The sequence below is a fragment of the Streptomyces sp. NPDC085460 genome (genome assembly GCF_044541975.1).
In the GTDB taxonomy this organism is placed as follows: Bacteria; Actinomycetota; Actinomycetes; order Streptomycetales; family Streptomycetaceae; genus Streptomyces.
The window spans coordinates 256,430-282,373 of the sequence record NZ_JBITTO010000002.1; the positions used below are offsets into that span (position 1 = coordinate 256,430).

Annotated in this window: 36 protein-coding genes and 1 pseudogene; 33 read left to right on the top strand and 4 right to left on the bottom strand. The window is 68.9% G+C overall.

The window, feature by feature from the left end:
• Window positions 1-318 precede the first annotated feature (318 nt).
• Window positions 319-1,149, top strand: a complete 831-nt coding sequence (locus tag ACIGHB_RS05380) for a hypothetical protein (RefSeq protein ID WP_399909727.1) — start codon at window positions 319-321, stop codon at window positions 1,147-1,149.
• Between the two features lie 104 nt (window positions 1,150-1,253).
• Here the strand turns inward: ACIGHB_RS05380 and ACIGHB_RS05385 are convergent, their stop codons facing one another.
• From ACIGHB_RS05385 to ACIGHB_RS05395, 3 genes are read right to left on the bottom strand one after another with little or no spacing between them, the layout of a single operon-like run.
• Window positions 1,254-1,457: a hypothetical protein gene (locus ACIGHB_RS05385; RefSeq protein ID WP_030759416.1), complete on the bottom strand. Its 204-nt coding sequence runs from the start codon at window positions 1,455-1,457 to the stop codon at window positions 1,254-1,256.
• Window positions 1,451-2,179, bottom strand: a complete 729-nt coding sequence (locus ACIGHB_RS05390) for a hypothetical protein (RefSeq protein ID WP_399909730.1) — start codon at window positions 2,177-2,179, stop codon at window positions 1,451-1,453. Before ACIGHB_RS05390 ends, ACIGHB_RS05385 begins: the two co-directional genes overlap by 7 nt.
• The gene (locus tag ACIGHB_RS05395; protein WP_399909732.1) at window positions 2,176-2,649 is read right to left on the bottom strand and encodes a WhiB family transcriptional regulator; all 474 of its coding nucleotides are present in this window, start codon (window positions 2,647-2,649) and stop codon (window positions 2,176-2,178) included. The genes ACIGHB_RS05390 and ACIGHB_RS05395 overlap by 4 nt, the downstream gene beginning before the upstream one ends.
• A 245-nt stretch (window positions 2,650-2,894) precedes the next feature.
• On the opposite strand from ACIGHB_RS05395, the gene ACIGHB_RS05400 reads away from it, so the two are divergent.
• The 5 genes from ACIGHB_RS05400 to tuf all read left to right on the top strand — a co-directional run bounded on the left by ACIGHB_RS05400 (window position 2,895) and on the right by tuf (window position 8,009).
• The gene (locus ACIGHB_RS05400; protein WP_360309005.1) at window positions 2,895-3,344 is read left to right on the top strand and encodes a helix-turn-helix transcriptional regulator; all 450 of its coding nucleotides are present in this window, start codon (window positions 2,895-2,897) and stop codon (window positions 3,342-3,344) included.
• A gap of 299 nt (window positions 3,345-3,643) precedes the next feature.
• A complete protein-coding gene (gene rpsL, locus ACIGHB_RS05405; RefSeq protein WP_003948652.1) occupies window positions 3,644-4,015 on the top strand; it encodes a 30S ribosomal protein S12 in 372 nt (123 codons plus the stop codon).
• Window positions 4,016-4,017: 2 nt separating this feature from the next.
• Window positions 4,018-4,488 (top strand): 30S ribosomal protein S7, encoded by a 471-nt coding sequence (gene rpsG, locus ACIGHB_RS05410; protein WP_030494244.1) that lies wholly within the window; start codon window positions 4,018-4,020, stop codon window positions 4,486-4,488.
• 39 nt (window positions 4,489-4,527) lie between these two features.
• On the top strand, window positions 4,528-6,654 hold the full coding sequence (gene fusA / locus ACIGHB_RS05415) for an elongation factor G (protein ID WP_360309003.1): 2,127 nt from the start codon (window positions 4,528-4,530) through the stop codon (window positions 6,652-6,654).
• A 161-nt stretch (window positions 6,655-6,815) separates the two neighbouring features.
• Window positions 6,816-8,009: an elongation factor Tu gene (gene tuf / locus ACIGHB_RS05420; RefSeq protein WP_360309001.1), complete on the top strand. Its 1,194-nt coding sequence runs from the start codon at window positions 6,816-6,818 to the stop codon at window positions 8,007-8,009.
• Window positions 8,010-8,142: 133 nt separating this feature from the next.
• Here the strand turns inward: tuf and ACIGHB_RS05425 are convergent, their stop codons facing one another.
• Window positions 8,143-10,119 carry a PIG-L family deacetylase gene (locus ACIGHB_RS05425; protein WP_399909735.1) on the bottom strand — a complete coding sequence of 659 codons (1,977 nt, stop codon included), beginning with the start codon at window positions 10,117-10,119 and terminating at the stop codon, window positions 8,143-8,145.
• A 524-nt stretch (window positions 10,120-10,643) separates the two neighbouring features.
• Between ACIGHB_RS05425 and gdhA the strand changes: the two are divergent.
• From gdhA to rpmJ, 27 genes and pseudogenes are all read left to right on the top strand, one after another.
• A pseudogene (gene gdhA / locus ACIGHB_RS05430) lies at window positions 10,644-11,732 on the top strand (NADP-specific glutamate dehydrogenase); the annotation flags it as partial.
• Window positions 11,733-12,195: 463 nt separating this feature from the next.
• Complete coding sequence (rpsJ, locus tag ACIGHB_RS05435; protein ID WP_003948644.1) at window positions 12,196-12,504, top strand: 30S ribosomal protein S10; 309 nt, start codon at window positions 12,196-12,198, stop codon at window positions 12,502-12,504.
• A 13-nt stretch (window positions 12,505-12,517) separates the two neighbouring features.
• The gene (gene rplC / locus ACIGHB_RS05440; RefSeq protein WP_030494251.1) at window positions 12,518-13,162 is read left to right on the top strand and encodes a 50S ribosomal protein L3; all 645 of its coding nucleotides are present in this window, start codon (window positions 12,518-12,520) and stop codon (window positions 13,160-13,162) included.
• Between the two features lie 4 nt (window positions 13,163-13,166).
• Window positions 13,167-13,817 (top strand): 50S ribosomal protein L4, encoded by a 651-nt coding sequence (gene rplD / locus ACIGHB_RS05445; protein WP_360308996.1) that lies wholly within the window; start codon window positions 13,167-13,169, stop codon window positions 13,815-13,817.
• On the top strand, window positions 13,817-14,134 hold the full coding sequence (gene rplW / locus ACIGHB_RS05450) for a 50S ribosomal protein L23 (RefSeq protein ID WP_030759382.1): 318 nt from the start codon (window positions 13,817-13,819) through the stop codon (window positions 14,132-14,134). Before rplD ends, rplW begins: the two co-directional genes overlap by 1 nt.
• 39 nt (window positions 14,135-14,173) lie before the next feature.
• Entirely contained in the window at window positions 14,174-15,010 is an 837-nt protein-coding gene (gene rplB / locus ACIGHB_RS05455) for a 50S ribosomal protein L2 (RefSeq protein ID WP_030494254.1), read from the top strand.
• Between the two features lie 12 nt (window positions 15,011-15,022).
• On the top strand, window positions 15,023-15,304 hold the full coding sequence (gene rpsS / locus ACIGHB_RS05460) for a 30S ribosomal protein S19 (protein ID WP_043230274.1): 282 nt from the start codon (window positions 15,023-15,025) through the stop codon (window positions 15,302-15,304).
• A 44-nt stretch (window positions 15,305-15,348) separates the two neighbouring features.
• Window positions 15,349-15,696: a 50S ribosomal protein L22 gene (rplV, locus tag ACIGHB_RS05465; RefSeq protein ID WP_004571827.1), complete on the top strand. Its 348-nt coding sequence runs from the start codon at window positions 15,349-15,351 to the stop codon at window positions 15,694-15,696.
• Entirely contained in the window at window positions 15,696-16,526 is an 831-nt protein-coding gene (gene rpsC, locus ACIGHB_RS05470) for a 30S ribosomal protein S3 (RefSeq protein ID WP_030759375.1), read from the top strand. Before rplV ends, rpsC begins: the two co-directional genes overlap by 1 nt.
• Before the next feature lie 5 nt (window positions 16,527-16,531).
• Complete coding sequence (gene rplP, locus ACIGHB_RS05475) at window positions 16,532-16,951, top strand: 50S ribosomal protein L16 (RefSeq protein WP_015035580.1); 420 nt, start codon at window positions 16,532-16,534, stop codon at window positions 16,949-16,951.
• Entirely contained in the window at window positions 16,951-17,175 is a 225-nt protein-coding gene (rpmC, locus tag ACIGHB_RS05480; protein WP_030494258.1) for a 50S ribosomal protein L29, read from the top strand. Before rplP ends, rpmC begins: the two co-directional genes overlap by 1 nt.
• Window positions 17,175-17,456 carry a 30S ribosomal protein S17 gene (rpsQ, locus tag ACIGHB_RS05485; RefSeq protein ID WP_024755411.1) on the top strand — a complete coding sequence of 94 codons (282 nt, stop codon included), beginning with the start codon at window positions 17,175-17,177 and terminating at the stop codon, window positions 17,454-17,456. Before rpmC ends, rpsQ begins: the two co-directional genes overlap by 1 nt.
• Before the next feature lie 97 nt (window positions 17,457-17,553).
• Window positions 17,554-17,922, top strand: coding sequence for a 50S ribosomal protein L14 (gene rplN / locus ACIGHB_RS05490; RefSeq protein WP_003956455.1), 369 nt, complete (start codon window positions 17,554-17,556; stop codon window positions 17,920-17,922).
• A 2-nt stretch (window positions 17,923-17,924) separates the two neighbouring features.
• A complete protein-coding gene (gene rplX / locus ACIGHB_RS05495; protein WP_043230276.1) occupies window positions 17,925-18,236 on the top strand; it encodes a 50S ribosomal protein L24 in 312 nt (103 codons plus the stop codon).
• Window positions 18,233-18,790: a 50S ribosomal protein L5 gene (gene rplE, locus ACIGHB_RS05500; RefSeq protein WP_360309124.1), complete on the top strand. Its 558-nt coding sequence runs from the start codon at window positions 18,233-18,235 to the stop codon at window positions 18,788-18,790. The genes rplX and rplE overlap by 4 nt, the downstream gene beginning before the upstream one ends.
• Before the next feature lie 5 nt (window positions 18,791-18,795).
• On the top strand, window positions 18,796-18,981 hold the full coding sequence (locus ACIGHB_RS05505) for a type Z 30S ribosomal protein S14 (RefSeq protein WP_003956452.1): 186 nt from the start codon (window positions 18,796-18,798) through the stop codon (window positions 18,979-18,981).
• A gap of 223 nt (window positions 18,982-19,204) precedes the next feature.
• Window positions 19,205-19,603, top strand: coding sequence for a 30S ribosomal protein S8 (gene rpsH, locus ACIGHB_RS05510; protein WP_030759363.1), 399 nt, complete (start codon window positions 19,205-19,207; stop codon window positions 19,601-19,603).
• A 20-nt stretch (window positions 19,604-19,623) separates the two neighbouring features.
• Complete coding sequence (gene rplF / locus ACIGHB_RS05515) at window positions 19,624-20,163, top strand: 50S ribosomal protein L6 (protein ID WP_043230278.1); 540 nt, start codon at window positions 19,624-19,626, stop codon at window positions 20,161-20,163.
• Between the two features lie 3 nt (window positions 20,164-20,166).
• A complete protein-coding gene (gene rplR, locus ACIGHB_RS05520; protein ID WP_360308990.1) occupies window positions 20,167-20,550 on the top strand; it encodes a 50S ribosomal protein L18 in 384 nt (127 codons plus the stop codon).
• A gap of 45 nt (window positions 20,551-20,595) precedes the next feature.
• Window positions 20,596-21,201: a 30S ribosomal protein S5 gene (gene rpsE, locus ACIGHB_RS05525; protein WP_030201551.1), complete on the top strand. Its 606-nt coding sequence runs from the start codon at window positions 20,596-20,598 to the stop codon at window positions 21,199-21,201.
• Entirely contained in the window at window positions 21,201-21,383 is a 183-nt protein-coding gene (rpmD, locus tag ACIGHB_RS05530; RefSeq protein WP_005313525.1) for a 50S ribosomal protein L30, read from the top strand. Before rpsE ends, rpmD begins: the two co-directional genes overlap by 1 nt.
• 2 nt (window positions 21,384-21,385) lie before the next feature.
• Window positions 21,386-21,841, top strand: a complete 456-nt coding sequence (gene rplO / locus ACIGHB_RS05535) for a 50S ribosomal protein L15 (protein ID WP_030494264.1) — start codon at window positions 21,386-21,388, stop codon at window positions 21,839-21,841.
• Window positions 21,842-22,057: 216 nt separating this feature from the next.
• The gene (secY, locus tag ACIGHB_RS05540) at window positions 22,058-23,377 is read left to right on the top strand and encodes a preprotein translocase subunit SecY (RefSeq protein WP_360308986.1); all 1,320 of its coding nucleotides are present in this window, start codon (window positions 22,058-22,060) and stop codon (window positions 23,375-23,377) included.
• The gene (locus tag ACIGHB_RS05545; RefSeq protein WP_360308983.1) at window positions 23,377-24,024 is read left to right on the top strand and encodes an adenylate kinase; all 648 of its coding nucleotides are present in this window, start codon (window positions 23,377-23,379) and stop codon (window positions 24,022-24,024) included. The genes secY and ACIGHB_RS05545 overlap by 1 nt, the downstream gene beginning before the upstream one ends.
• A 96-nt stretch (window positions 24,025-24,120) precedes the next feature.
• Window positions 24,121-24,972 carry a type I methionyl aminopeptidase gene (gene map / locus ACIGHB_RS05550; RefSeq protein WP_360308980.1) on the top strand — a complete coding sequence of 284 codons (852 nt, stop codon included), beginning with the start codon at window positions 24,121-24,123 and terminating at the stop codon, window positions 24,970-24,972.
• A gap of 451 nt (window positions 24,973-25,423) precedes the next feature.
• Window positions 25,424-25,645, top strand: coding sequence for a translation initiation factor IF-1 (gene infA / locus ACIGHB_RS05555; protein WP_003956442.1), 222 nt, complete (start codon window positions 25,424-25,426; stop codon window positions 25,643-25,645).
• Window positions 25,646-25,708: 63 nt separating this feature from the next.
• Window positions 25,709-25,822 (top strand): 50S ribosomal protein L36, encoded by a 114-nt coding sequence (gene rpmJ, locus ACIGHB_RS05560; protein ID WP_003956441.1) that lies wholly within the window; start codon window positions 25,709-25,711, stop codon window positions 25,820-25,822.
• Window positions 25,823-25,944 lie beyond the last annotated feature (122 nt).

The window sequence follows — 25,944 nt, forward strand, 5'->3', positions numbered from 1 at the left end:
CGGGGGGGGGGGGGGGGGGGGGGGGGGGGGGGGGGGGGGGGGGGGGGGGGGCGGGGGGGGGGGCCGGCCGGGGGGCCCGGGGGGGGGGGGGGGGGGCGCGGAGCCGCGCCCGGACGGCCGACGGCGGAGCCGCCGCCCGTCTCCCGGGCGCAGCTCCGCCGCTGCACCAACTGTGACAGAGAGCGTGCGCGCACGCAACTAAAACGGGATCCGGCACCTGGGAAATCCCGCCGAACGCCCCTGACCTGCGGTGATGTCTATCCGATCGGCCGCGACGGCGGATAGGTTGGCCGTCCCGACCCCCCCGAGGAGCCGCCCGTGTCCGCCGACCGCCCCCGCCTGCTCTACGTCACCGACCTCGCCTACCCGGCCCGCGGACGCCGCTACTGCGACGAGGACATCGACCTCACCGCCCGCCTCCGCGACTCCTTCGACCTCGCCCTCTGCCACCCCCGCGACGCCGCCGCCCTCATGGACGCCTTCGACGCCGTCGTCGTCCGCAACAGCGGGCCCGTCCTCCACCACCAGGAGGCGTACGACCGCTTCCGCGCCCGCGCCGCCGCCCGGGGCACCCGCGTCTACAACCCGCTCCACGGCCGCGGCGACATGGCCGGCAAGCAGTACCTCCTCGACCTCACCGCCGCCGGGCACCCCGTCATCCCCACCGTCGACCGCCCCGAGGACCTCGGGCTCCTCCCCGAGTCCCCGCTCTACGCCGTCAAGCCCAAGGCCGGCGCCGACTCCATAGGGCTGCGCTTCCTCCCGTACGGGGAACTCGCCGGCCTGCCCGGGGACGGCAGCCTCCTCCTCCAGCCGCGGATCGACTTCGCGTACGAGGTCTCCTTCGTGTTCGTCGACGACCTCTTCCAGTACGCGCTCCACGCCCCCGACCCCGAGCGCCGCTGGGAACTGGTGCCGTACGAACCCACCCCGGAGGACCTCGACTTCGCGCGCGGCTTCATCGCCTGGAACACCCTGCGCCACGGCATCCAGCGGGTCGACGCCTGCCGCGCCCCCGACGGGCGGCTGCTCCTGGTGGAGCTGGAGGACCTCAACCCGTACCTCTCCCTCGACCGCGTCGGCGAGGACGTCCGCAGCCGCTTCACCGAGACCCTGACCCGCTCCCTCCACGCCTTCCTGGAGGCATGAGAAAGCGCCCCGTGTCCGTCCTCGGACACGGGGCGCTCGGTGGGCGCTCGGTGGGGGCGCTCGGTGGGGGTGCTCGGTGGGCGTGCTCGGTGGGCGTGCTCGGATCAGGCGGTACGGGGCCGGCGGCGGGCCGCCCGCTCCGCCGCGAAGACGTCCTCCAGGCGGAAGAGCTGCGCCCGCCCCGCCCGTCCCGCGGCGCGCAGATGGCCCAGCTGGACCCACTTGCGGATGGTCGCGGGGGCGACCCCCGCCTCCTCGGCGGCGAGCGGTCCCGGGATCAGCGCCGGGAGGTGGGGCGAGCTCAGCATGCGGTCTCCTCCGTGTCGTCCATCGCCGCCTCGATCTCCTCCGTACGGGCCCCGGAGGCTTCCGCGAGCTCCCGCCACGCGTCCTCCCGCCACAGGTGCCGGTAGGCGGGGTCGTCCTGGCAGCCGCACACCGGATCGACGCACACACAGGCGGGGTTCACGCACAGCACCGCCCGGCGGTCCGGGAAGGCGCGCAGCGAGACCGAGTCGCACCACGGGCAGCGGCCGGCCACCCGCACCACCGACTCCGCCTCGCCCAGCGTGCGCGCGCAGCGGCGGGCCATCCGCCGCACCTCGTCGCGCACGTGGCGGGCGAGGTCCGGGTGGGCCGCGATCCCGTCGAGGAGCCCGGCGACCCGGCGGAGCCGGTCGGTCACCCCGGCCCTGGGCGGGCGCGGCAGCCCGAGCCGGGCGCACACCGCCTCCTCCAGCTCCACCACGCCGTCGGTGACGTCCCGGATGCAGTCGGAGACGTGCAGCCGGATCGGCGCGGCGCCGTGCCCGGGGACGGCGAGGCCGTGCCGCTGCTCCAGGAGCAGCGCCTCCCGCCGCTCCTGGCGGAGGAGTTCGGCGTCGCCGGCGCGCGGGCCGGCGGGGGCGGTGCCCGCGGGGGAGCGGCGGCCGGGCGCCAGCTCCTCGGCGAGCTCGGGGAAGTGCCGTACGAGGGCGGCGGTCCAGAGCACGGCGTCCCGCAGGACGGCCTCGGCGGCGCTCCCGCTCACGCGGTCCCCCCGGGGGACGCAGCGGCGGCGAGCACGGCGTCGAGCTGCGCGGCGACGGTACGGGGGGTGAGCGGCTCCGGCCCCGGGTCCGGGCGGCCCGGGGCGAGGGGCTCTGGCTCCGGGCGGCCGGAGGTGAGCGGCTTCGGCTCCGGGCGGCCCGAGGTGAGCGGCTCCGGGTCCGGGCGGCCCGGGGCGAGCGGTCCGAGCGGGTCGGCGGCGCCCGGCTTCGCGTAGCGGGGGGAACGGGGCTTCACGGGGCGTCCGTTGCGCCAGAGGCGGCCCGCGCAGACGCCGTCGAACCAGCTCTCGGCGGGGGCGACGGCCGCCTCGCACTCGCGGGGGACGGGGCAGGCGGCGCAGGCCCGCAGGGCGGGGGCCGCCTGTCGCTCGCGGCGGGCGAAGACGACGGACGGGGAGAGGCCGGCGCACGCGGCGCCGGCCTGCCATGGGGTCGGGTCGGGCTGGGACAAGACGGTTCTCTCCACGGTCCGGGGCCGCCGGGCCGCCGGAGCGCCCCGAGGGGGCCCGGCGGCCGGGGCCGGCGAGTGCGGCGGGGAGCAGACTTACATGTTGCGTGCGAGCTCGCAACTAGCGATGTGGAGGGGTCTTCATCGATTCGACACGATTGCGTGCCCGAAAGCACGTAATTCCGTGCGCGCAAGCACGCTAGAGTGAGGGGCCCGGAAGGGTGGGGATGATGAGGGAGCGGTAGAGCATGAACAGTCAAGGGCTCGACGAGTTCGCCGGCTGGGTCGAAGGTCTGATGAGACGGCGCGGCTACGACATCGACAGTCCCCGCGGCGGCGGGAAGTCCCGGATCGCCGACGAGGCCGGGGTCCACCGGGCCGCGGTCACCCGCCTGCTCCAGCGGCAGAGCATGCCCGACCTGGAGACCATGCGCCGCATCGCCCCGCTCCTCGGGGTCTCGGTGCGCGACATGCTGATCCGCTCCGGCCGGGTCACCCCCGAGGAACTTCCCCTCGCGGCGGACCTGCTCCCGCCGACCGACTGGCAGCCCACCATGGAGGACTTCGCCCGCTGGCTCGGTGTCCCCGACGAACGCATGACCGTGTTCGTCAAGGTCGTCAGCCAGTTCCTGGAGCCCGACACCGGGGCCGAGGCCGAGGAGTCGCGCGCCGAAACCCGCCGTATCGCCCGCGATTGACAGCGGGCCCCCTCTGTGCTGTCCCGGGACGGGCCAAGATCCACCGTCGGCCCGTCCCGGCGGCGTGGGCTTTTCTTTTGACCGCAGTCCGTGCGATAGGTACGCTCATGCCTTGTGCCTGGGGTGTGCCTGGGCTCCTGTGCGTGTCCACAACCGCACGGTGAGTCCGACATCGGCCGCCGTGATCCGCGCCCCTTCCGCTTTCCGCGGAGGTCTGCCGGGTCCGACACACCCGACCGCGTGGGTCGGTGAATGTTCCAGGTTAGTAGTACTTACGGCACACAGAAACCGGAGAAGTAGTGCCTACGATCCAGCAGCTGGTCCGGAAGGGCCGGCAGGACAAGGTCGAGAAGAACAAGACGCCCGCTCTCGAGGGTTCGCCCCAGCGCCGTGGCGTCTGCACGCGTGTGTTCACGACCACCCCGAAGAAGCCGAACTCGGCCCTCCGTAAGGTCGCGCGTGTGCGTCTGACCAGCGGCATCGAGGTCACGGCCTACATCCCGGGTGAGGGACACAACCTGCAGGAGCACTCCATCGTGCTCGTGCGTGGTGGCCGTGTGAAGGACCTGCCTGGTGTTCGTTACAAGATCATCCGCGGTTCCCTCGACACCCAGGGTGTCAAGAACCGCAAGCAGGCCCGCAGCCGCTACGGCGCCAAGAAGGAGAAGTAAGAATGCCTCGTAAGGGCCCCGCCCCGAAGCGCCCGGTCATCATCGACCCGGTCTACGGTTCTCCTCTTGTCACGTCGCTGATCAACAAGATCCTGCTCGACGGCAAGCGCTCCACCGCTGAGCGCATCGTCTACGGCGCCATGGAGGGCCTGCGCGAGAAGACCGGCGCCGACCCGGTCGTCACGCTGAAGCGCGCCCTCGAGAACGTCAAGCCGGCTCTCGAGGTCAAGTCCCGCCGTGTCGGTGGCGCCACCTACCAGGTGCCGATCGAGGTCAAGCCCGGTCGTGCCTCCACCCTCGCGCTGCGCTGGCTCGTCGGTTACTCCCGCGCCCGCCGCGAGAAGACCATGACCGAGCGCCTCATGAACGAGCTCCTGGACGCCTCCAACGGCCTGGGTGCTTCGGTCAAGAAGCGCGAGGACACGCACAAGATGGCCGAGTCCAACAAGGCCTTCGCGCACTACCGCTGGTAGTCGCAACCCCCATCGAGACCGAGAGAAGACTGAAGCCTTATGGCTACCACTTCGCTTGACCTGGCCAAGGTGCGCAACATCGGCATCATGGCCCACATCGACGCGGGCAAGACGACCACCACCGAGCGGATCCTGTTCTACACCGGCGTTTCGTACAAGATCGGTGAGGTCCACGACGGCGCTGCCACGATGGACTGGATGGAGCAGGAGCAGGAGCGTGGCATCACGATCACGTCCGCTGCCACCACCTGCCACTGGCCGCTCGAGAACGTCGACCACACGATCAACATCATCGACACGCCGGGTCACGTCGACTTCACCGTCGAGGTGGAGCGTTCCCTGCGCGTGCTCGACGGTGCTGTCACCGTGTTCGACGGCGTGGCCGGCGTCGAGCCCCAGTCCGAGACCGTCTGGCGTCAGGCGGACCGCTACGGCGTTCCGCGTATCTGCTTCGTCAACAAGCTCGACCGCACGGGTGCCGACTTCTTCCGCTGCGTCGACATGATCGTGAGCCGCCTCGGCGCCACTCCGATCGTCATGCAGCTCCCGATCGGTGCCGAGGCCGACTTCGAGGGCGTCATCGACCTCGTGAAGATGAAGGCCCTCGTCTGGTCCGCCGAGGCGACCAAGGGCGAGATGTACGACGTCGTCGACATCCCGGCCGACAAGCAGGAGCTCGCGGACGAGTACCGCGCCAAGCTCGTCGAGGCCGTCGCCGAGAACGACGAGGAGCTCATGGAGCTCTTCCTCGAGGGCGTCGAGCCCACCGAGGAGCAGCTCTACTCCGCGATCCGTCGCATCACCATCGCCTCCGGCAAGGGCGGCGACACCACGGTCACCCCGGTGTTCTGTGGCACCGCGTTCAAGAACAAGGGCGTCCAGCCCCTGCTCGACGCCGTCGTCCGCTACCTGCCGTCGCCCCTCGACGTCGAGGCCATCGAGGGCCACGACGTCAAGGACGCCGAGCTCGTCGTCAAGCGCAAGCCGTCCGACGACGAGCCGCTGTCGGCCCTCGCGTTCAAGATCGCGAGCGACCCGCACCTCGGCAAGCTCACCTTCGTCCGGATCTACTCCGGTCGCCTGGAGGCCGGCACCGCGGTGCTGAACTCCGTCAAGGGCAAGAAGGAGCGCATCGGCAAGATCTACCGCATGCACGCGAACAAGCGTGAGGAGATCGACTCGGTGGGCGCCGGCGACATCGTCGCCGTCATGGGCCTGAAGCAGACCACCACCGGTGAGACGCTGTGCGACGAGAAGAACCCGGTCATCCTGGAGTCCATGGACTTCCCGGCGCCGGTCATCCAGGTCGCGATCGAGCCCAAGTCCAAGGGTGACCAGGAGAAGCTGGGTGTCGCCATCCAGCGTCTCGCGGAGGAGGACCCCTCCTTCCAGGTGCACTCGGACGAGGAGACCGGCCAGACCATCATCGGTGGTATGGGCGAGCTCCACCTCGACATCCTCGTCGACCGCATGCGTCGCGAGTTCAAGGTCGAGGCCAACGTCGGCAAGCCGCAGGTCGCGTACCGCGAGACGATCCGCAAGGCCGTCGAGCGCGTGGACTACACCCACAAGAAGCAGACCGGTGGTACCGGTCAGTTCGCCAAGGTGCAGATCGCGATCGAGCCCATCGAGGGCGGCGAGGCGTCGTACGAGTTCGTGAACAAGGTCACCGGTGGCCGCATCCCGAAGGAGTACATCCCTTCGGTCGACGCGGGTGCGCAGGAGGCCATGCAGTTCGGCATCCTGGCCGGCTACGAGATGACGGGCGTCCGCGTCATTCTTCTCGACGGTGCCTACCACGAGGTCGACTCCTCCGAGCTTGCGTTCAAGATCGCCGGTTCGCAGGCCTTCAAGGAGGCCGCGCGCAAGGCTTCTCCCGTGCTCCTTGAGCCGATGATGGCCGTCGAGGTCACCACGCCCGAGGACTACATGGGCGAGGTCATCGGCGACATCAACTCCCGCCGTGGCCAGATCCAGGCCATGGAGGAGCGTCACGGTGCCCGCATCGTGAAGGGCCTCGTGCCCCTGTCGGAGATGTTCGGCTACGTCGGCGACCTCCGCAGCAAGACCTCGGGTCGCGCAAGCTACTCGATGCAGTTCGACTCCTACGCCGAGGTTCCGCGGAACGTCGCCGAGGAGATCATCGCGAAGGCCAAGGGCGAGTAGACGCACCGCGTTCCACGCACCGCGTCCACACGCTTTAGGCTTGACACCGACCGGTGGGGGGCCGTCCCGAGAGGGATACCCCCTGCCGGGCGGCACCCCAGCAAAGATCACCTGGCGCCGATGAAGCAAGGCGTTCAGAACCACTCCACAGGAGGACCCCAGTGGCGAAGGCGAAGTTCGAGCGGACTAAGCCGCACGTCAACATCGGCACCATCGGTCACATCGACCACGGTAAGACGACCCTCACGGCCGCCATTACCAAGGTGCTGCACGACGCGTACCCGGACCTGAACGAGGCCTCGGCCTTCGACCAGATCGACAAGGCTCCCGAGGAGCGCCAGCGCGGTATCACGATCTCGATCGCGCACGTCGAGTACCAGACGGAGCAGCGTCACTACGCTCACGTCGACTGCCCGGGTCACGCCGACTACATCAAGAACATGATCACGGGTGCCGCGCAGATGGACGGCGCCATCCTCGTGGTCGCCGCCACCGACGGCCCGATGCCGCAGACCAAGGAGCACGTGCTCCTGGCCCGCCAGGTCGGCGTTCCGTACATCGTCGTCGCCCTGAACAAGGCCGACATGGTGGACGACGAGGAGATCCTGGAGCTCGTCGAGCTCGAGGTCCGTGAGCTCCTCTCCGAGTACGAGTTCCCGGGCGACGACCTTCCGGTCGTCCGTGTCTCCGCGCTCAAGGCCCTCGAGGGCGACAAGGAGTGGGGCGAGAAGCTCCTCGGCCTCATGAAGGCCGTGGACGAGTCCATCCCGCAGCCCGAGCGTGACGTCGACAAGCCGTTCCTGATGCCGATCGAGGACGTCTTCACGATCACCGGTCGTGGCACCGTCGTCACCGGTCGTATCGAGCGTGGTGTCCTCAAGGTCAACGAGACCGTCGACATCATCGGCATCAAGACCGAGAAGACCACCACCACGGTCACCGGCATCGAGATGTTCCGCAAGCTGCTCGACGAGGGCCAGGCCGGTGAGAACGTCGGTCTGCTCCTCCGTGGCATCAAGCGCGAGGACGTCGAGCGCGGCCAGGTCATCATCAAGCCGGGTTCGGTCACGCCGCACACCCAGTTCGAGGCCCAGGCCTACATCCTGTCGAAGGACGAGGGTGGCCGTCACACCCCGTTCTTCAACAACTACCGCCCGCAGTTCTACTTCCGTACCACGGACGTGACCGGCGTCGTGACCCTCCCCGAGGGCACCGAGATGGTCATGCCGGGCGACAACACCTCCATGACCGTCGAGCTGATCCAGCCCGTCGCCATGGAGGAGGGCCTCAAGTTCGCCATCCGTGAGGGTGGCCGGACCGTCGGCGCCGGCCAGGTCGTCAAGATCACTGCCTGATCTTGAACTGACCTGGTGGCTCCCAGGAGCCGCTGAGCAGTAGGGGAAGGCCCCGCACCGAGAGGTGCGGGGCCTTCTCGCGTACCCGGGCCTTTCCCGCGTACCCGGGCGCCTTCTCGCGTACCCGGGCCCGCTACGGACGCCAGGACCAGAGCCGGCCGTCCGGGCCGAGGCCCACCACCGTCACCCCGCGCGCGCCCACGTGGAGCGCCGTCTCCACCCCGGCCGGGCCGCCCGCGCGGGTACGCAGCCGCCCGCCCGCCCGGACGCACGGCCGCCCCGCGGCGTCCGTCCCCAGCAGCACCGTGCCCAGCTCCGCCGAACGCGCCGCCCGCACCTCCCCGAAACCGTCCAGGCCCGCGTCCGCGCCGTCCGGACCGACGAGCCGCGCCGAGGCCGGCGCCCGGTGGTAGAGACGCCCGCCGGCGCTCGCCACCGTCGACCCCGACAGCGGCTGCACGGCCGGCGCCTCCCGGCCGTCCACCCAGTGCCGTACGGACTCCCGGCCCGCCGCGTACACGTGCGTCCGCCCCGCCCCGTCCAGCGACACGGCGAGACCGTCCTGCACCACCCCGTCCCCCGGCAGCGCCCGCCACGGCCCCCAGCTCCCGTCCGGCTCCCGCACCCGCTCGGCCACGCCCCGGCCCGCGTCCCGCACGTAGAGCCGCACCCGCCCGTCCGGAGCCGCCACCGCCACCGGCGCGCCGAGCCGCCGGCTGCGCTCCGCCCCCCGGTCCGGGCCGCCGAGCCCCCGCCAGGCCAGGAACGGGCCGCCGGGGGAGCGCTGCTCCAGGAGCACCACCTCCCGCCGGTTCGGCCCGCCCCGCCCCGCCAGGGCCGCGAACCGCACCCCGAAGAGCAGCACCCGCCCGTCCGGCAGCACCGCCGAGCCGAGCGCGGGGGCCAGCGGGCCGCCGCCCAGGTCCTCGGGCCCGCTCCACACCCCGGGCGCCGTCTCCCGCCGCCGCACCGCCCGCAGCCCGAGCACCCCGTACGCGGCCAGCCGCCCGTCCGGCTCCTCGGCGAGCGCGAGCCCCGGTCCCGGCCAGCGGTGGTGGGTGGAGCGGACCCAGCCCTTGCGGTTGGTCAGCGGCCGGTCGCCGCCCACCCCGTAGTCGCCGCACCCCGAAGGATTCCCGCACCGCCAGGACGGGTCGCCGCCGTACGGCACCAGACGTGCCGCCTTCCCCGCGAGCACCGCCGGCGGCAGGTTCTTCGGCCAGTGCCGGTTGTAGTAGCCGCGGAAGGCGGTCGCCGTGAAGGCCGGTACCGGCGCCCCCGCCCGCACCTCCTCCGCCACCCAGCGCACCAGCGCCGCCCAGGCGAAACAGCCCGCCGCCGTGTGGTCCCCGTGGTCCGAGTACCCCGGCTGCTCCGAGTTCCGCCGGCGCGTCGCGTCGTCGCCCGGCTGCGCGTCCGGATCCGGGTCGAGCGTGTGCACCACGGTCGGCCGGTAGCGGCGCAGCAGCCCGGTCAGTGCCGCCACCAGACCCTCGTGGTCGTAAGGACCCGGACGGGAGACGGGGGAGCCCGCCGAGCGGTGCGCCGACAGCTCCAGCGCCCGGTCCTCCCACAGCGCGGGCAGCGCCATGTACCGGCGCGGGGTGTGCATCGGCAGGTCCAGGAAGACCAGCTCCACCCGGCGCCCGCCGTGCGCCAGGACGGCCCGCTCGGCCGTCCGGCCGCCGCCGAGCGCCAGCGCCTCGCGCCGCCAGGGCGCGAACAGCGGCAGCCCGAGCGCCGCCGCGTAGCTCTGCCGCAGGCCCTGGCGGCGGGCCGAGGAGTACGCGGCCCGGTCCGGCGGCGTCTCCGGCATGCCCTTGATCCGGTTGACGCCGGTGTGCTCCCCGGCCGTCACGTAGACGGAGACCAGCGGCACCCGGGCGTCGAGGAGGCGCTGCGCGTCCGGGTTCATGAAGTACAGGTCGTCGTCCGGGTGCGCCACGATCTGGAGCAGCAGCGCCCGGCCCGGCTCCCCGCCGGCGAAGGGCCTGCCCGGTGCCGGGTCCGCCGCCGGGGCGGGCCGGCGCGGAGCGGGTACGGAGCAGCCCGCGGTCAGCGCCGCGGTGACGGCGGCGGCCAGGAGCGTACGGCGGGACGATATGTGCACGGTGGACGGGCCTTCCCCGGGATCGGTCCCTGGCTAGACGCGCCCCGCGGGGCCGGGGTTGCCCACCGGGCGGGAGTCCGCCGCCGTCTCGTATGCCGTACGGGTCGGGGCCTTCTTGCGTAGCCGAGGCGTGGTGCTCTCGGCGAGCGCCGGTTTCACCCGGCAGGGTGACTGACAGTGCCTCTGCGAATGCGTAGGCTGCAACCGTGCGTTGCGAGAACCAAGCGCGCACACCGTGTTGCGTGAAAACCAAGCCGACACAGCAACGCTTTCGTTGCGGTACCAAACCGGGCAGGTTCCGTCCCGGCTGGTGTTGATCGTGTAGGAGCTGGCGGTCGCTGACCGGTAGCCGGCGTGAGCCAGGGATCCCTCTGCTCCAGCAAAGGGAGGGTTCAAATGGATGTAACACTGCGGTCGGCGCGGCGGTTCGCGTCGTTCATCCGACTCCGATCCCGGGGCCAGGTCCGAAGGGGCTGGGCCCCGGGGACGGTTCGCCAGGGTGAGACGTCTACAGACAGCCTCCCTCCCTCGGCCCCTACAAGGGCGGGCTGCGCTTCCACCCCTCGGTGAACCTCGGCATCGTGAAGTTCCTGGGCTTCGAGCAGATCTTCAAGAACGCCCTCACCGGCCTCGGCATCGGCGGCGGCAAGGGCGGCAGCGACTTCGACCCGCACGGCCGCAGCGACGCCGAGGTCATGCGCTTCTGCCAGTCCTTCATGACCGAGCTGTACCGCCACCTCGGCGAGCACACCGACGGCCCCGCCGGCGACATCGGCGTCGGCGGGCGCGAGATCGGCTACCTCTTCGGGCAGTACCGGCGGATCACCAACCGCTGGGAGGCCGGCGTCCTCACCGGCAAGGGCACCGGCTGGGGCGGCTCCGCCATCCGGCCCGAGGCCACGGGTTACGGCAGCGTCCTCTTCGCCGCCGCCATGCTCCGCGAGCGCGGCGAGGACCTGGAAGGCCAGACCGCCGTCGTCTCCGGCTCCGGGAACGTGGCCCTGTACACGATCGAGAAGCTCCTCGCCCTCGGCGCCAACCCGCTGACCTGCTCCGACTCCAGCGGTTACGTCTACGACGACAAGGGCATCGACCTCGACCTGCTCAAGCGGATCAAGGAGGTCGAGCGGGGCCGGGTCGCCGACTACGCCGAGCGGCGCGGCGCCTCCGCCCGCTTCGTGCCCGGCGGCCGGGTCTGGGAGGTCCCCGCCGACGTCGCGCTGCCCTCCGCCACCCAGAACGAGCTGGACGAGAACGACGCCGCCGCGCTGGTCCGCAACGGTGTCAAGGCCGTCGCCGAGGGCGCCAACATGCCCACCACCGCGGAGGCCGTCCACCTCCTCCAGGCGGCCGGCGTCGCCTTCGGCCCCGGCAAGGCGGCCAACGCGGGCGGGGTGGCGGTCAGCGCCCTGGAGATGGCCCAGAACCACTCCCGTACGTCCTGGTCCGCGGCCCGCGTCGAGGAGGAGCTCGCCGGGATCATGACCGACATCCACCGCACCTGCCACGAGACCGCCGAGCGGTACGGTGCCCCCGGCGACTACGTCACCGGCGCCAACATCGCCGGCTTCGAGCGGGTCGCGGACGCGATGCTCGCGCAGGGCGTGATCTGACCCGCGCGCCCGGGGGGATCCTCTTCCGGGATTCCTCCGGGCGGTGCCGGGGCCGGCCCAGAGGCGCCCCTGCGTGTACCCGTACGTGACGTGGGGTACAGTCTTCGACCCCGATTGGCGGGCGGTAGGGGCGGTATGGCAGACTAGCGGGGTTGCTCGGTTGAGTGCCGATGCTGCGCGCCTCCCGCCGGGAGGACCGGAAGCGAGTCCCACAGTACTCGTCGCCCCTTCTCAGGGGCGGACGTACGGGAATCTTCCGGGAAGCGTCAGCGGGGTACCAGCCAGGCGCCCGGTGGGTGTTCACCCCCGTTCCGCGGTCCTCGGCCCGCACCCCCTTGGTTGGGAAATCCTTCGGGACTTCTTCGTAGAGGGAGTGCGACACGCCCGACCGCGTGGGTCGGAGGAGAACGCGAACCGACCGGGTTCCAGAGCGTTAACAAAGAGACAGGACTACTGAGTAGCCATGGCGGGACAGAAGATCCGCATCCGGCTCAAGGCCTACGACCACGAGGTCATCGACTCCTCGGCGAAGAAGATCGTCGAGACGGTGACCCGCACTGGTGCGTCGGTCGCGGGCCCGGTGCCGCTGCCCACTGAGAAGAACGTGTACTGCGTCATCAAGTCGCCGCACAAGTACAAGGACTCGCGCGAGCACTTCGAGATGCGCACGCACAAGCGCCTCATCGACATCCTCGACCCCACGCCGAAGACGGTTGACTCGCTGATGCGTCTCGACCTGCCGGCTGGCGTCGACATCGAGATCAAGCTCTGAGGTGACGCGCGAGATGGCTAAGAACATCAAGGGCATCCTGGGCGAGAAGCTCGGCATGACGCAGGTCTGGGACGAGAACAACCGGGTCGTCCCGGTGACCGTCGTCAAGGCCGGCCCGAATGTCGTGACCCAGGTGCGTACGAACGACGTCGACGGCTACGAGTCGGTCCAGATCGCCTTCGGCGAGATCGACCCGCGCAAGGTGAACAAGCCCCTCAAGGGCCACTTCGCCAAGGCCGACGTCACCCCGCGCCGTCACCTTGTCGAGATCCGTACCGCCGACGCCGGCGAGTACACCCTCGGCCAGGAGATCACCGCCGAGGTCTTCGAGGCGGGCATCAAGGTCGACGTGACCGGCAAGAGCAAGGGCAAGGGCTTCGCCGGTGCCATGAAGCGCCACAACTTCCGTGGTGGCAAGGCTTCCCACGGTGCCCACCGCGTGCACCGCAAGCCCGGTTCGATCGGTGGCTGCGCCACCCCGGGCCGCGTCTTCAAGGGCATGCGCATGGCCGGCCGCATGGGCAACGAGCGCGTGACCACCCAGAACCTGACCGTTCACGCCGTTGACGCGGAGAAGGGCCTGCTGCTCATCAAGGGCGCGGTTCCTGGTCCGAACGGCGGCCTCGTCCTGGTCCGCACCGCGGCCAAGGGGGCCTGAGGATATGAGCACCATTGACATTCTGTCGCCCTCCGGCGACAAGACCGGGACCGTCGAGCTCCCGGCCGAGATCTTCGACGCCAAGATCAGCGTCCCGCTGATCCACCAGGTCGTCGTCGCGCAGCTTGCGGCCGCCCGCCAGGGCACCCACAAGACCAAGACGCGTGGCGAGGTCCGCGGTGGTGGCAAGAAGCCGTACCGCCAGAAGGGCACCGGCCGCGCCCGTCAGGGTTCGACCCGCGCCCCGCAGTTCGCCGGTGGTGGCGTCGTGCACGGTCCCGTGCCGCGTGACTACTCGCAGCGGACCCCCAAGAAGATGAAGGCCGCCGCCCTCCGCGGTGCCCTCTCCGACCGGGCGAACCACTCCCGCATCCACGTCGTCTCCGGCGTGGTCGAGGGTGACGTCTCCACCAAGGCCGCCAAGGTCCTGTTCGGCAAGATCTCGGAGCGCAAGAACCTGCTCCTGATCGCCGAGCGCTCCGACGAGGCCGCGTGGCTGTCCGCCCGCAACCTGCCCCAGGTGCACATCCTGGAGCCGGGCCAGCTGAACACGTACGACGTGATGCGATCCGACGACGTGGTCTTCACCCAGGCCGCCTTCGAGTCCTTCGTGTCTGGCCCCAAGGCCGACGACAACGAGGGGAACGACGCCTGATGGCCGAGATCACCAGCAAGACCTTCACGGACCCGCGCGACGTCCTCGTCAAGCCGGTCGTCTCCGAGAAGAGCTACGCCCTGCTCGACGAGAACAAGTACACGTTCATCGTCGCGCCCGGCTCCAACAAGACCCAGATCAAGCAGGCCGTCGAGGCGGTCTTCTCGGTCAAGGTCACCGGGGTCAACACGATCAACCGTCAGGGCAAGCGCAAGCGCACCCGCACCGGTTTCGGCAAGCGCGCCAACACCAAGCGCGCCATCGTGACCCTGGCCGAGGGCAACCGAATCGACATCTTCGGCGGCCCGACCGCCTGACGGCGGTCGAGTCGTCCGATATCGGACGAGGACTGAGAAATGGGTATCCGCAAGTACAAGCCGACTACGCCGGGCCGTCGTGGCTCCTCCGTAGCCGACTTCGTCGAGATCACGCGGTCCACGCCGGAGAAGTCGCTGGTCCGCCCCCTGCACAGCAAGGGCGGCCGTAACAACACCGGTCGTGTGACCGTCCGTCACCAGGGCGGTGGCCACAAGCGCGCCTACCGCGTGATCGACTTCCGTCGTCACGACAAGGACGGCGTGCCGGCCAAGGTCGCTCACATCGAGTACGACCCCAACCGCACCGCGCGCATCGCGCTGCTCCACTACGCGGACGGCGAGAAGCGCTACATCATCGCTCCCAAGGGTCTGACGCAGGGTGACCGCGTCGAGAACGGCCCGGGCGCGGACATCAAGCCCGGCAACAACCTGGCGCTCCGCAACATCCCGGTCGGTACCACGATCCACGCGATCGAGCTCCGTCCCGGCGGTGGCGCCAAGTTCGCCCGCTCCGCGGGTGCTTCCGTGCAGCTGCTTGCGAAGGAGGGCACCATGGCCCACCTCCGCATGCCGTCCGGCGAGATCCGTCTGGTCGACGCCCGCTGCCGCGCCACCATCGGCGAGGTCGGCAACGCCGAGCAGTCGAACATCAACTGGGGCAAGGCCGGCCGCAAGCGCTGGCTGGGCGTCCGCCCGACCGTTCGCGGTGTGGCGATGAACCCGGTTGACCACCCGCACGGTGGTGGTGAGGGCAAGACCTCCGGTGGTCGCCACCCGGTCTCCCCGTGGGGTCAGAAGGAGGGTCGTACTCGTTCGCCGAAGAAGGCTTCGAACAAGTACATCGTCCGCCGCCGCAAGACGAACAAGAAGCGCTAGGAGCGGGTTTAGATGCCGCGCAGTCTCAAGAAGGGACCCTTCGTCGACGGCCACCTCATCAAGAAGGTGGACGCTCAGAACGAGGCCGGTACCAAGAACGTCATCAAGACCTGGTCCCGTCGCTCCATGATCATCCCGGCGATGCTCGGGCACACGATCGCGGTGCACAACGGCAAGACCCACGTCCCGGTGTTCGTCACCGAGTCGATGGTCGGTCACAAGCTCGGCGAGTTCTCGCCGACGCGTACCTTCCGGGGCCACGTCAAGGACGACCGGAAGTCGAAGCGCCGCTAACAGCGGATCGCATTCAGACACGTAAGTAACTGAGAGGGACAACCATGGAAGCCAGGGCCCAGGCGCGGTACATCCGCGTCACGCCCATGAAGGCCCGCCGCGTGGTGGACCTGATCCGTGGCATGGACGCCACGGAGGCTCAGGCTGTTCTGCGATTCGCTCCGCAGGCAGCCTCCGTGCCGGTCGGCAAGGTGCTCGACAGCGCCATTGCCAACGCCGCGCACAACTACGACCACACGGACGCCTCTTCGCTGGTCATCAGCGAGGCGTACGTCGACGAGGGCCCGACCCTGAAGCGGTTCCGTCCGCGTGCCCAGGGCCGTGCCTACCGGATCCGCAAGCGGACCAGCCACATCACCGTGGTCGTCAGCAGCAAGGAAGGAACCCGGTAATGGGCCAGAAGGTTAACCCGCATGGGTTCCGGCTCGGCATCACCACGGACTTCAAGTCCCGCTGGTACGCCGACAAGCTGTACAAGGACTACGTCAAGGAAGACGTCGCCATCCGTCGGATGCTGACGTCCGGCATGGAGCGCGCCGGCATCTCGAAGGTTGAGATCGAGCGCACCCGCGACCGCGTCCGCGTGGACATCCACACCGCTCGTCCGGGCATTGTCATCGGTCGCCGTGGCGCCGAGGCCGACAAGATCCGCGGCCAGCTGGAGAAGCTGACCGGCAAGCAGGTCCAGCTGAACATCCTCGAGGTCAAGAACCCCGAGGTCGACGCTCAGCTCGTGGCCCAGGCCGTCGCCGAGCAGCTCTCCTCCCGCGTCTCCTTCCGTCGGGCCATGCGCAAGAGCATGCAGTCCGCCATGAAGGCCGGCGCCAAGGGCATCAAGATCCAGTGTGGTGGCCGTCTCGGCGGCGCCGAGATGTCCCGCTCGGAGTTCTACCGCGAGGGTCGTGTGCCGCTGCACACGCTGCGCGCGAACGTCGAGTACGGCTTCTTCGAGGCCAAGACGACCTTCGGCCGCATCGGCGTGAAGGTCTGGATCTACAAGGGCGACGTCAAGAACATCGCCGAGGTCCGCGCCGAGAACGCTGCTGCCCGCGCGGGCAACCGCCCGGCCCGTGGCGGCGCTGACCGTCCGGCCGGCCGCGGTGGCCGCGGTGGCGAGCGTGGCGGTCGCGGTCGCAAGCCGCAGCAGGCTCCCGCTGCCGAGGCCCCCAAGGCCGAGGCCGCCGCCGCTCCGGCTGCTGAGAGCACCGGAACGGAGGCCTGACCGACATGCTGATCCCCCGTAGGGTCAAGCACCGCAAGCAGCACCACCCCAAGCGCTCGGGCATGAGCAAGGGTGGCACGCAGGTCGCGTTCGGCGAGTACGGCATTCAGGCCCTCACGCCGGCGTACGTGACCAACCGTCAGATCGAGGCCGCGCGTATCGCGATGACCCGCCACATCAAGCGTGGCGGCAAGGTCTGGATCAACATCTACCCGGACCGCCCGCTCACGAAGAAGCCTGCCGAGACCCGCATGGGTTCCGGTAAGGGTTCGCCGGAGTGGTGGATCGCGAACGTCAAGCCCGGTCGGGTGATGTTCGAGCTGTCCTACCCGAACGAGAAGATCGCGCGTGAGGCTCTGACTCGTGCGGCTCACAAGCTGCCGATGAAGTGCAAGATCGTTAAGCGCGAGGCAGGTGAGCTGTGATGTCGGCCGGTACCAAGGCGTCCGAGCTGCGCGAGCTGGGCAACGAGGAGCTTGTCGCCAAGCTCCGCGAGGCCAAGGAAGAGCTGTTCAACCTCCGCTTCCAGGCGGCGACGGGCCAGCTCGAGAACCACGGCCGTCTTCGGGCGGTCCGTAAGGACATCGCCCGGATCTACACCCTCATGCGAGAGCGTGAGCTCGGCATTGAGACGGTGGAGAACGCCTGATGAGCGAGAGCAACGTGACTGAGAAGACCGAGCGCAACGCTCGCAAGGTCCGCGAGGGCCTGGTCGTCAGCGACAAGATGGACAAGACCGTCGTCGTCGCCGTCGAGGACCGCGTCAAGCACGCGCTGTACGGCAAGGTCATCCGCCGTACCAACAAGCTCAAGGCTCACGACGAGCAGAACGCTGCCGGCATCGGCGACCGCGTCCTCCTGATGGAGACCCGGAAGCTGTCGTCGACGAAGCACTGGCGCGTCGTCGAGATCCTCGAGAAGGCCAAGTAATCCCTCCTAGGGGGACCCCCTAGGAACAGTTCCGCCAGGCTCGGCAGGGGCACTCCGGTGCCCCTGCCGGGAACCGGCAGACAATCAGGAGATAGACGTGATCCAGCAGGAGTCGCGACTTCGCGTCGCCGACAACACTGGTGCCAAGGAGATCCTTTGCATCCGTGTTCTCGGTGGTTCGGGTCGCCGCTACGCGGGCATCGGTGACGTCATCGTCGCCACCGTCAAGGACGCGATCCCCGGTGGCAACGTGAAGAAGGGTGACGTCGTCAAGGCGGTCATCGTTCGCACCGTCAAGGAGCGTCGTCGTCAGGACGGCTCGTACATCCGCTTCGACGAGAACGCCGCCGTCATTCTGAAGAACGACGGCGACCCTCGCGGCACCCGTATCTTCGGCCCGGTGGGCCGTGAGCTGCGCGAGAAGAAGTTCATGAAGATCATCTCGCTCGCGCCGGAGGTGCTGTAAGCATGAAGATCAAGAAGGGCGACCTGGTCCAGGTCATCACCGGCAAGGACAAGGGCAAGCAGGGCAAGGTCATCGCGGCCTACCCCGCCGACTCCCGCGTCCTGGTCGAGGGTGTCAACCGGGTCAAGAAGCACACGAAGGCCGGCCCGAACCAGGCCGGCGGCATCGTGACCACCGAGGCGCCGGTCCACGTCTCCAACGTCCAGCTGGTCGTGGAGAAGGACGGCAAGAAGGTCGTCACGCGTGTCGGTTTCCGCTTCGACGACGAGGGCAACAAGATCCGCGTTGCCAAGCGGACGGGTGAGGACATCTGATGGCTACCACCACTCCGCGTCTCAAGACGAAGTACCGCGAGGAGATCGCGGGCAAGCTGCGTGACGAGTTCTCCTACGAGAACGTCATGCAGATCCCCGGCCTCGTGAAGATCGTGGTCAACATGGGTGTCGGCGACGCCGCCCGTGACTCGAAGCTGATCGAGGGCGCCATCCGCGACCTCACCACGATCACCGGTCAGAAGCCGGCCGTCACCAAGGCCCGCAAGTCCATCGCGCAGTTCAAGCTGCGCGAGGGCCAGCCGATCGGTGCCCACGTCACCCTCCGTGGCGACCGCATGTGGGAGTTCCTGGACCGCACCCTGTCGCTCGCGCTGCCGCGCATCCGCGACTTCCGCGGCCTGTCCCCGAAGCAGTTCGACGGCCGGGGCAACTACACCTTCGGTCTCACGGAGCAGGTCATGTTCCACGAGATCGACCAGGACAAGATCGACCGTACCCGGGGTATGGACATCACCGTGGTCACCACGGCGACCAACGACGACGAGGGCCGCGCGCTTCTCCGTCACCTCGGCTTCCCGTTCAAGGAGGCGTAAGCGAGATGGCGAAGAAGGCTCTCATCGCGAAGGCTGCCCGCAAGCCCAAGTTCGGTGTGCGTGCGTACACGCGCTGCCAGCGCTGCGGCCGCCCCCACTCCGTGTACCGCAAGTTCGGCCTCTGCCGCGTGTGCCTTCGTGAGATGGCTCACCGTGGCGAGCTGCCGGGCGTGACCAAGAGCTCCTGGTAATTCCCCTTCGCCCTCTGGGCGTTGGTGAATGACCGGAGTCTCTCGGTAAGCATTGGGATGGCGGACTCCCACCCCCGCATGGCTTAGGCTAGTGGGGTTGGGCGTCCGCCGCCCTTACGACTTACTACGCCGTAGGTCCACCGCACCGCACCCGCCCCGTCTCGGATCGGGGAGAGGGATGGTGCACCAGGAAACCCCGGCGAGAGAGGCCGAAGGCCAATTCATGACCATGACTGATCCGATCGCAGACATGCTCACGCGTCTGCGTAACGCGAACTCGGCGTACCACGACACCGTGACGATGCCGCACAGCAAGATCAAGTCTCACATCGCGGAAATCCTCCAGCAGGAGGGCTTCATCACGGGCTGGAAGGTCGAGGACGCCGAGGTCGGCAAGAACCTCGTCGTCGACCTCAAGTTCGGTCCGAACCGTGAGCGCTCCATCGCGGGCATCAAGCGGATCTCGAAGCCGGGCCTCCGGGTTTACGCGAAGTCCACCAACCTGCCGAAGGTCCTCGGCGGCCTGGGCGTGGCGATCATCTCCACGTCCCACGGTCTCCTGACCGGCCAGCAGGCGCAGAAGAAGGGCGTGGGTGGGGAAGTCCTCGCCTACGTCTGGTAGTCGGGAACGGAGGAATAGCAATGTCGCGAATCGGCAAGCTCCCCATCACGGTTCCCGCCGGCGTGGACGTCACCATCGAGGGCCGCACGGTCACGGTGAAGGGTTCCAAGGGCACCCTGAGCCACACCGTCGCCGCGCCGATCGAGATCGTTAAGGGCGAGGAGGGCGTTCTCAACGTCACCCGTCCGAACGACGAGCGTCAGAACAAGGCCCTCCACGGCCTGTCCCGCACGCTGGTGGCCAACATGATCACCGGTGTGACCCAGGGATACGTCAAGGCGCTCGAGATCAGCGGTGTCGGTTACCGCGTGGCCGCGAAGGGCTCCGGTCTGGAGTTCCAGCTCGGTTACAGCCACCCGATCCTGATCGAGGCCCCCGAGGGCATCTCGTTCAAGGTCGAGTCCCCGACCAAGTTCTCGGTCGAGGGCATCGACAAGCAGAAGGTCGGCGAGGTCGCGGCGAACATCCGCAAGCTGCGGAAGCCCGACCCGTACAAGGCCAAGGGCGTCAAGTACGCCGGCGAGGTCATCCGCCGCAAGGTCGGAAAGGCTGGTAAGTAAGCCATGGCATACGGTGTCAAGATCGCCAAGGGCGACGCTTACAAGCGCGCCGCGAAGGCGCGTCGTCACCTGCGCATCCGCAAGAGCGTGTCGGGTACGGCGGAGCGTCCGCGCCTCGTCGTGACGCGTTCCAACCGCGGCATCACCGCGCAGGTCATCGATGACCTGAAGGGCCACACCGTGGCGTCGGCGTCCCACCTGGACGCCTCCGTCCGCGGCGGCGAGGGCTCCAAGTCCTCGCAGGCCCAGCAGGTCGGCGCCCTGGTCGCCGAGCGCGCCAAGGCCGCCGGTGTCGAGGCCGTCGTGTTCGACCGTGGTGGCAACAGGTACGCCGGGCGCATTGCCGCTCTGGCTGACGCCGCCCGCGAAGCCGGGCTGAAGTTCTAAGCCCCGGTTCCGGGACTAACGGACGTAACAGAGAGAGGTAATCCAATGGCTGGACCCCAGCGCCGCGGCAGCGGTGCCGGTGGCGGCGAGCGGCGGGACCGGAAGGGCCGCGACGGTGGCGCTGCCGCCGCCGAGAAGACCGCGTACGTTGAGCGCGTAGTCGCGATCAACCGCGTCGCCAAGGTTGTCAAGGGTGGTCGTCGTTTCAGCTTCACCGCGCTGGTCGTGGTGGGCGACGGTGACGGCACCGTGGGTGTCGGTTACGGCAAGGCCAAGGAGGTGCCGGCCGCCATCGCCAAGGGTGTTGAGGAGGCCAAGAAGCACTTCTTCAAGGTCCCCCGTATCCAGGGCACCATCCCGCACCCCATCCAGGGTGAGAAGGCCGCGGGCGTCGTCCTGCTCAAGCCGGCTTCCCCCGGTACCGGCGTCATCGCCGGTGGCCCGGTGCGTGCCGTGCTCGAGTGCGCCGGCGTGCACGACATCCTGTCGAAGTCGCTCGGCTCCGACAACGCGATCAACATCGTGCACGCGACCGTGGAGGCCCTGAAGGGCCTGCAGCGTCCCGAGGAGATCGCGGCTCGCCGTGGTCTGCCCCTCGAGGACGTCGCCCCCGCGGCTCTGCTTCGTGCGCGTGCGGGAGCGGGTGCGTAATGGCTCGCCTCAAGATCACGCAGACGAAGTCGTACATCGGCAGCAAGCAGAACCACCGCGACACGCTGCGTTCGCTCGGGCTCAAGCGCCTGAACGACGTGGTCGTCAAGGAGGACCGCCCCGAGTTCCGCGGAATGGTGCACACCGTCCGCCACCTCGTGACGGTTGAGGAGGTCGACTGATCATGGCGGAGAACAACCCGCTCAAGATCCACAACCTCCGTCCCGCCCCGGGCGCCAAGACCGCCAAGACCCGTGTGGGTCGTGGTGAGGCGTCGAAGGGTAAGACGGCCGGTCGTGGTACCAAGGGCACCAAGGCCCGTTACCAGGTTCCGGAGCGCTTCGAGGGTGGCCAGATGCCCCTCCACATGCGTCTCCCGAAGCTCAAGGGCTTCAAGAACCCGTTCCGCACCGAGTACCAGGTCGTGAACCTGGACAAGCTGGCCGCGCTCTACCCGCAGGGTGGCGAGGTCACGGTGGCCGATCTGGTCGCCAAGGGTGCGGTTCGTAAGAACCAGCTCGTCAAGGTGCTCGGCACCGGCGAGGTCTCCGTGGCGCTGCAGGTGACGGTCGACGCCGTCTCCGGCTCCGCCAAGGAGAAGATCGCCGCCGCCGGCGGCACCGTCACCGAGCTCGTCTGAGACGACTCGATGGCCTGAACATCCGACCGGGGATGCCTCCCAAAAGGGGCATCCCCGGTTGGTCGTTCCTAGGGGGGCATGGTCGCCGGTAAGGTGGCGTGCACCGTCCATGCTCATGCGGTATAGACCGCGGAGCCGGGACTGATCCAACTCAGTCATTGTCGAATCACAAGACCGTCACCTCTGACGCATAGCGCGGGGGTCGCAGGAGGCACCGTGCTCACCGGCTTCGCCCGGGCGTTCAAGACGCCCGACCTGCGCAAGAAGCTGCTCTTCACGCTGGCGATCATCGTGCTGTACCGCCTCGGGGCCCACATCCCGGTCCCCGGTGTCAGCTACGAGGCCGTCCAGATGTGCGTGGACCAGGCGAGCGAGGGCAACAACAGCCTGTTCGGCCTGGTGAACATGTTCAGTGGCGGCGCACTGCTGCAGATCACCATCTTCGCGCTCGGCATCATGCCGTACATCACGGCGAGCATCATCCTGCAGCTGCTCACCGTCGTGATCCCGCGTCTCGAAGCCCTCAAGAAGGAGGGCCAGAGCGGTACGGCGAAGATCACGCAGTACACCCGTTACCTGACGATCGCGCTCGCGGTCCTCCAGGGCACGGGTCTCGTGGCCACCGCCAAGAGCGGTGCCCTCTTCAGCGGCTGCAGCGTGGCCAACCAGGTCGTGCCGAACCCCACCATCTTCACCATCGCCGTCATGGTCATCACCATGACCGCGGGCACCGCGATCGTGATGTGGCTCGGCGAGCTCATCACCGACCGCGGCATCGGCAACGGCATGTCGATCCTGATGTTCATCTCGATCGCCGCCGGCTTCCCGGGTGCCCTGTGGGCCATCAAGGAGAGCGGCAAGCTCGCCCAGGGCTGGATCGAGTTCGGCACCGTCATCCTCATCGGCTTCGTCATGGTGGCCCTCGTCGTCTTCGTCGAGCAGGCCCAGCGCCGCATCCCGGTGCAGTACGCGAAGCGCATGATCGGCCGCAGGTCGTACGGCGGTACGTCCACTTACATCCCGCTGAAGGTGAACCAGGCAGGTGTGATTCCTGTCATCTTCGCCTCGTCGCTGCTCTACATCCCGGCGCTGATCGCGCAGTTCTCCAGCTCCACCGCGGGCTGGAAGACCTGGATCGAAGCCCACTTCGTCAAGGGTGACCACCCCTACTACATCGCGACGTACTTCCTCCTGATCGTGTTCTTCGCCTTCTTCTACGTGGCGATCTCGTTCAACCCCGAGGAAGTCGCCGACAACATGAAGAAGTATGGTGGCTTCATCCCGGGTATCCGGGCTGGTCGACCTACTGCCGAGTACCTGAGCTACGTGCTCAACCGGATCACTTGGCCGGGCTCGCTGTACTTGGGTCTGATCGCTCTTGTGCCGACGATGGCGTTGGCAGGCTTCGGCGGTGCCAATGCCAACTTCCCCTTCGGCGGGACGAGCATCCTCATCATCGTGGGTGTGGGGCTGGAGACCGTGAAGCAGATCGAGAGCCAGCTCCAGCAGCGCAATTACGAAGGGTTCCTCCGCTGATGCGAATCGTCCTCGTCGGACCGCCCGGGGCCGGCAAGGGAACGCAGGCCGCGTTCCTTGCCAAGAACCTGGCCATCCCGCACATCTCCACGGGTGACCTGTTCCGTGCCAACATCTCGCAGGGCACGGCGCTGGGCCTGGAGGCGAAGGGTTACATGGACCGGGGCGAGCTCGTCCCGGACGAGGTGACCATCGGGATGGCCAAGGACCGCATGGAGCAGGCCGACGCCGTCAACGGCTTCCTGCTCGACGGGTTCCCGCGCAACGTGGCTCAGGCCGAGGCCCTGGATGTCGTGCTGAAGGCCGACGACATGCAGCTGGACGCGGTCCTGGACCTGGAGGTCCCCGAGGACGAGGTCGTGAAGCGGATCGCGGGTCGCCGCATCTGCCGCAACGACTCCGCGCACGTCTTCCACGTGACGTACAACGCCCCCAAGACCGAGGGCGTCTGCGACACCTGTGGTGGCGAGCTCTACCAGCGCGGGGACGACTCCGAGGAGACCGTCCGCAAGCGGCTGGAGGTCTACCACACGCAGACCGAGCCGATCATCGACTACTACCGGGCGCAGAACCTGGTCGTGACGATCTCGGCGCTCGGCAAGGTGGACGAGGTCACGGCGCGTGCGATGTCCGCGCTGAACAAGTAACCCCACGCTCACGCGGTACGGCCGCGGTGCCCCTCACGGGCGCCGCGGCCGTATCGTTGTTCTGTCCCCGTACTCGCAGGAAAGGCCCCCGTCACGATGGTGCAGATCAAGACCCCGGAGCAGATCGCGAAGATGCGCGAGGCGGGGCTGGTCGTCGCCGCCATCCACGCGGCGACCCGCGAGGCGGCGGTGCCGGGCGCGACGACGAAGGACCTGGACGAGGTCGCCCGCAAGGTGATCGCCGACCACGGGGCGAAGTCGAACTTCCTCGGGTACGGCGGGTTCCCCGCGACCATCTGCACCTCCGTCAACGAGGTCGTCGTCCACGGCATCCCCGACGAGAAGACCGTCCTCAAGGACGGCGACATCATCTCGATCGACGCCGGCGCGATCGTCGACGGCTGGCACGGCGACGCCGCGTACACCGCCTTCGTCGGCACCGGTCACGCCCCGGAGCTCGTCGAGCTCTCCCGGGTGACCGAGGAGTCGATGTGGGCCGGCATCGCCGCGATGCGGGTGGGCGCGCGCCTGGTCGACATCTCGAAGGCGATCGAGACGTACATCAAGCGCCAGCCGCGGCCGGCCGTCGGCGACCACAGCCTCGGCCGGTACGGCATCGTCGAGGACTACGGGGGCCACGGCATCGGCACCGAGATGCACATGGACCCGCACCTCCTGAACTACGTCTCCCGCAAGCGCGGCAAGGGCCCGAAGCTCGTCCCCGGCTTCTGCCTGGCGATCGAGCCGATGGTCTCCCTGGGTACGCCGCGGACGGAGGTCCTGGAGGACGACTGGACCGTCGTCTCCACCGACGGCACCTGGTCCTCCCACTGGGAGCACTCCGTCGCCCTGACGGAGGAGGGCCCCCTGGTCCTGACCGCCGTCGACGGCGGCAAGGCGAAGCTGGCGGAGCTGGGCGTGACGGCGGCGCCGGACCCGCTGGCGTAGACCGTGTGCCTCCGGCCCCGAACTGGGGCGGTGCTCCGGGGTCGGCCTCGGCCCGCTCCGGCGGTCGGAGGCCGCCGCAGCGCCGCGAAGCCTGTGAGGCGCCCCGGCGCCGAGCCCGCGAGCGGTGCGTGAGGGGGGGAAGCCCCGCTGGCGTAGTCGCCTTCCCGCGGGGCGAGCCCGGGGTGCACCTCGGCGTCCGGCATCGGCCCGCTCCGGCGGTCGGAGGCCGCCGCAGCGCCGCGAAGCTTGTGAGGCGCCCCGGCGCCGAGCCCGCGAGCGGTGCGTGAGGAGGGGAAGCCCCGCTGGCGTAATGATCTTCCGCGTTGGGCAGATTCCTCGGATTCGTCTTTTCGAGGGGCCTGACGTAGACTGATGCGTCGGCTCTCGTGTACCCGTGTGTCCGCACCGGGGAGTGAGAGTCGATCAAGGTAGCCGATTCGAAGGGCGAAGCGTGGCCAAGAAGCAAGGTGCCATCGAGATCGAGGGCACCGTGATCGAGTCCCTGCCGAACGCCATGTTCAAGGTGGAGCTCCAGAACGGTCACAAGGTCCTCGCGCACATCTCCGGCAAGATGCGGATGCACTACATCCGCATCCTCCCGGACGACCGGGTCGTCGTGGAGCTGTCTCCGTACGACCTGACGCGTGGCCGGATCGTCTACCGGTACAAGTAGATCTTGCCCGCACCCCGCCTCCGCGCGCGGGTGGTGGCACTGACCCGGAGAACCTCACATCCCATGAAGGTCAAGCCGAGCGTCAAGAAGATCTGCGACAAGTGCAAGGTGATCCGCCGTCACGGCCGGGTCATGGTCATCTGCGACAACCTGCGCCACAAGCAGCGCCAGGGCTGACGCACGCCGACCGACCTGCAACTTCGCAGTTCTTCGCGCGACGCATAGCAACACGTACATACGCAGAGCCCGTCCGGCCGTGATCCACGGCTGACGGCACCTCCGGCGGGGGCCGGGGACCC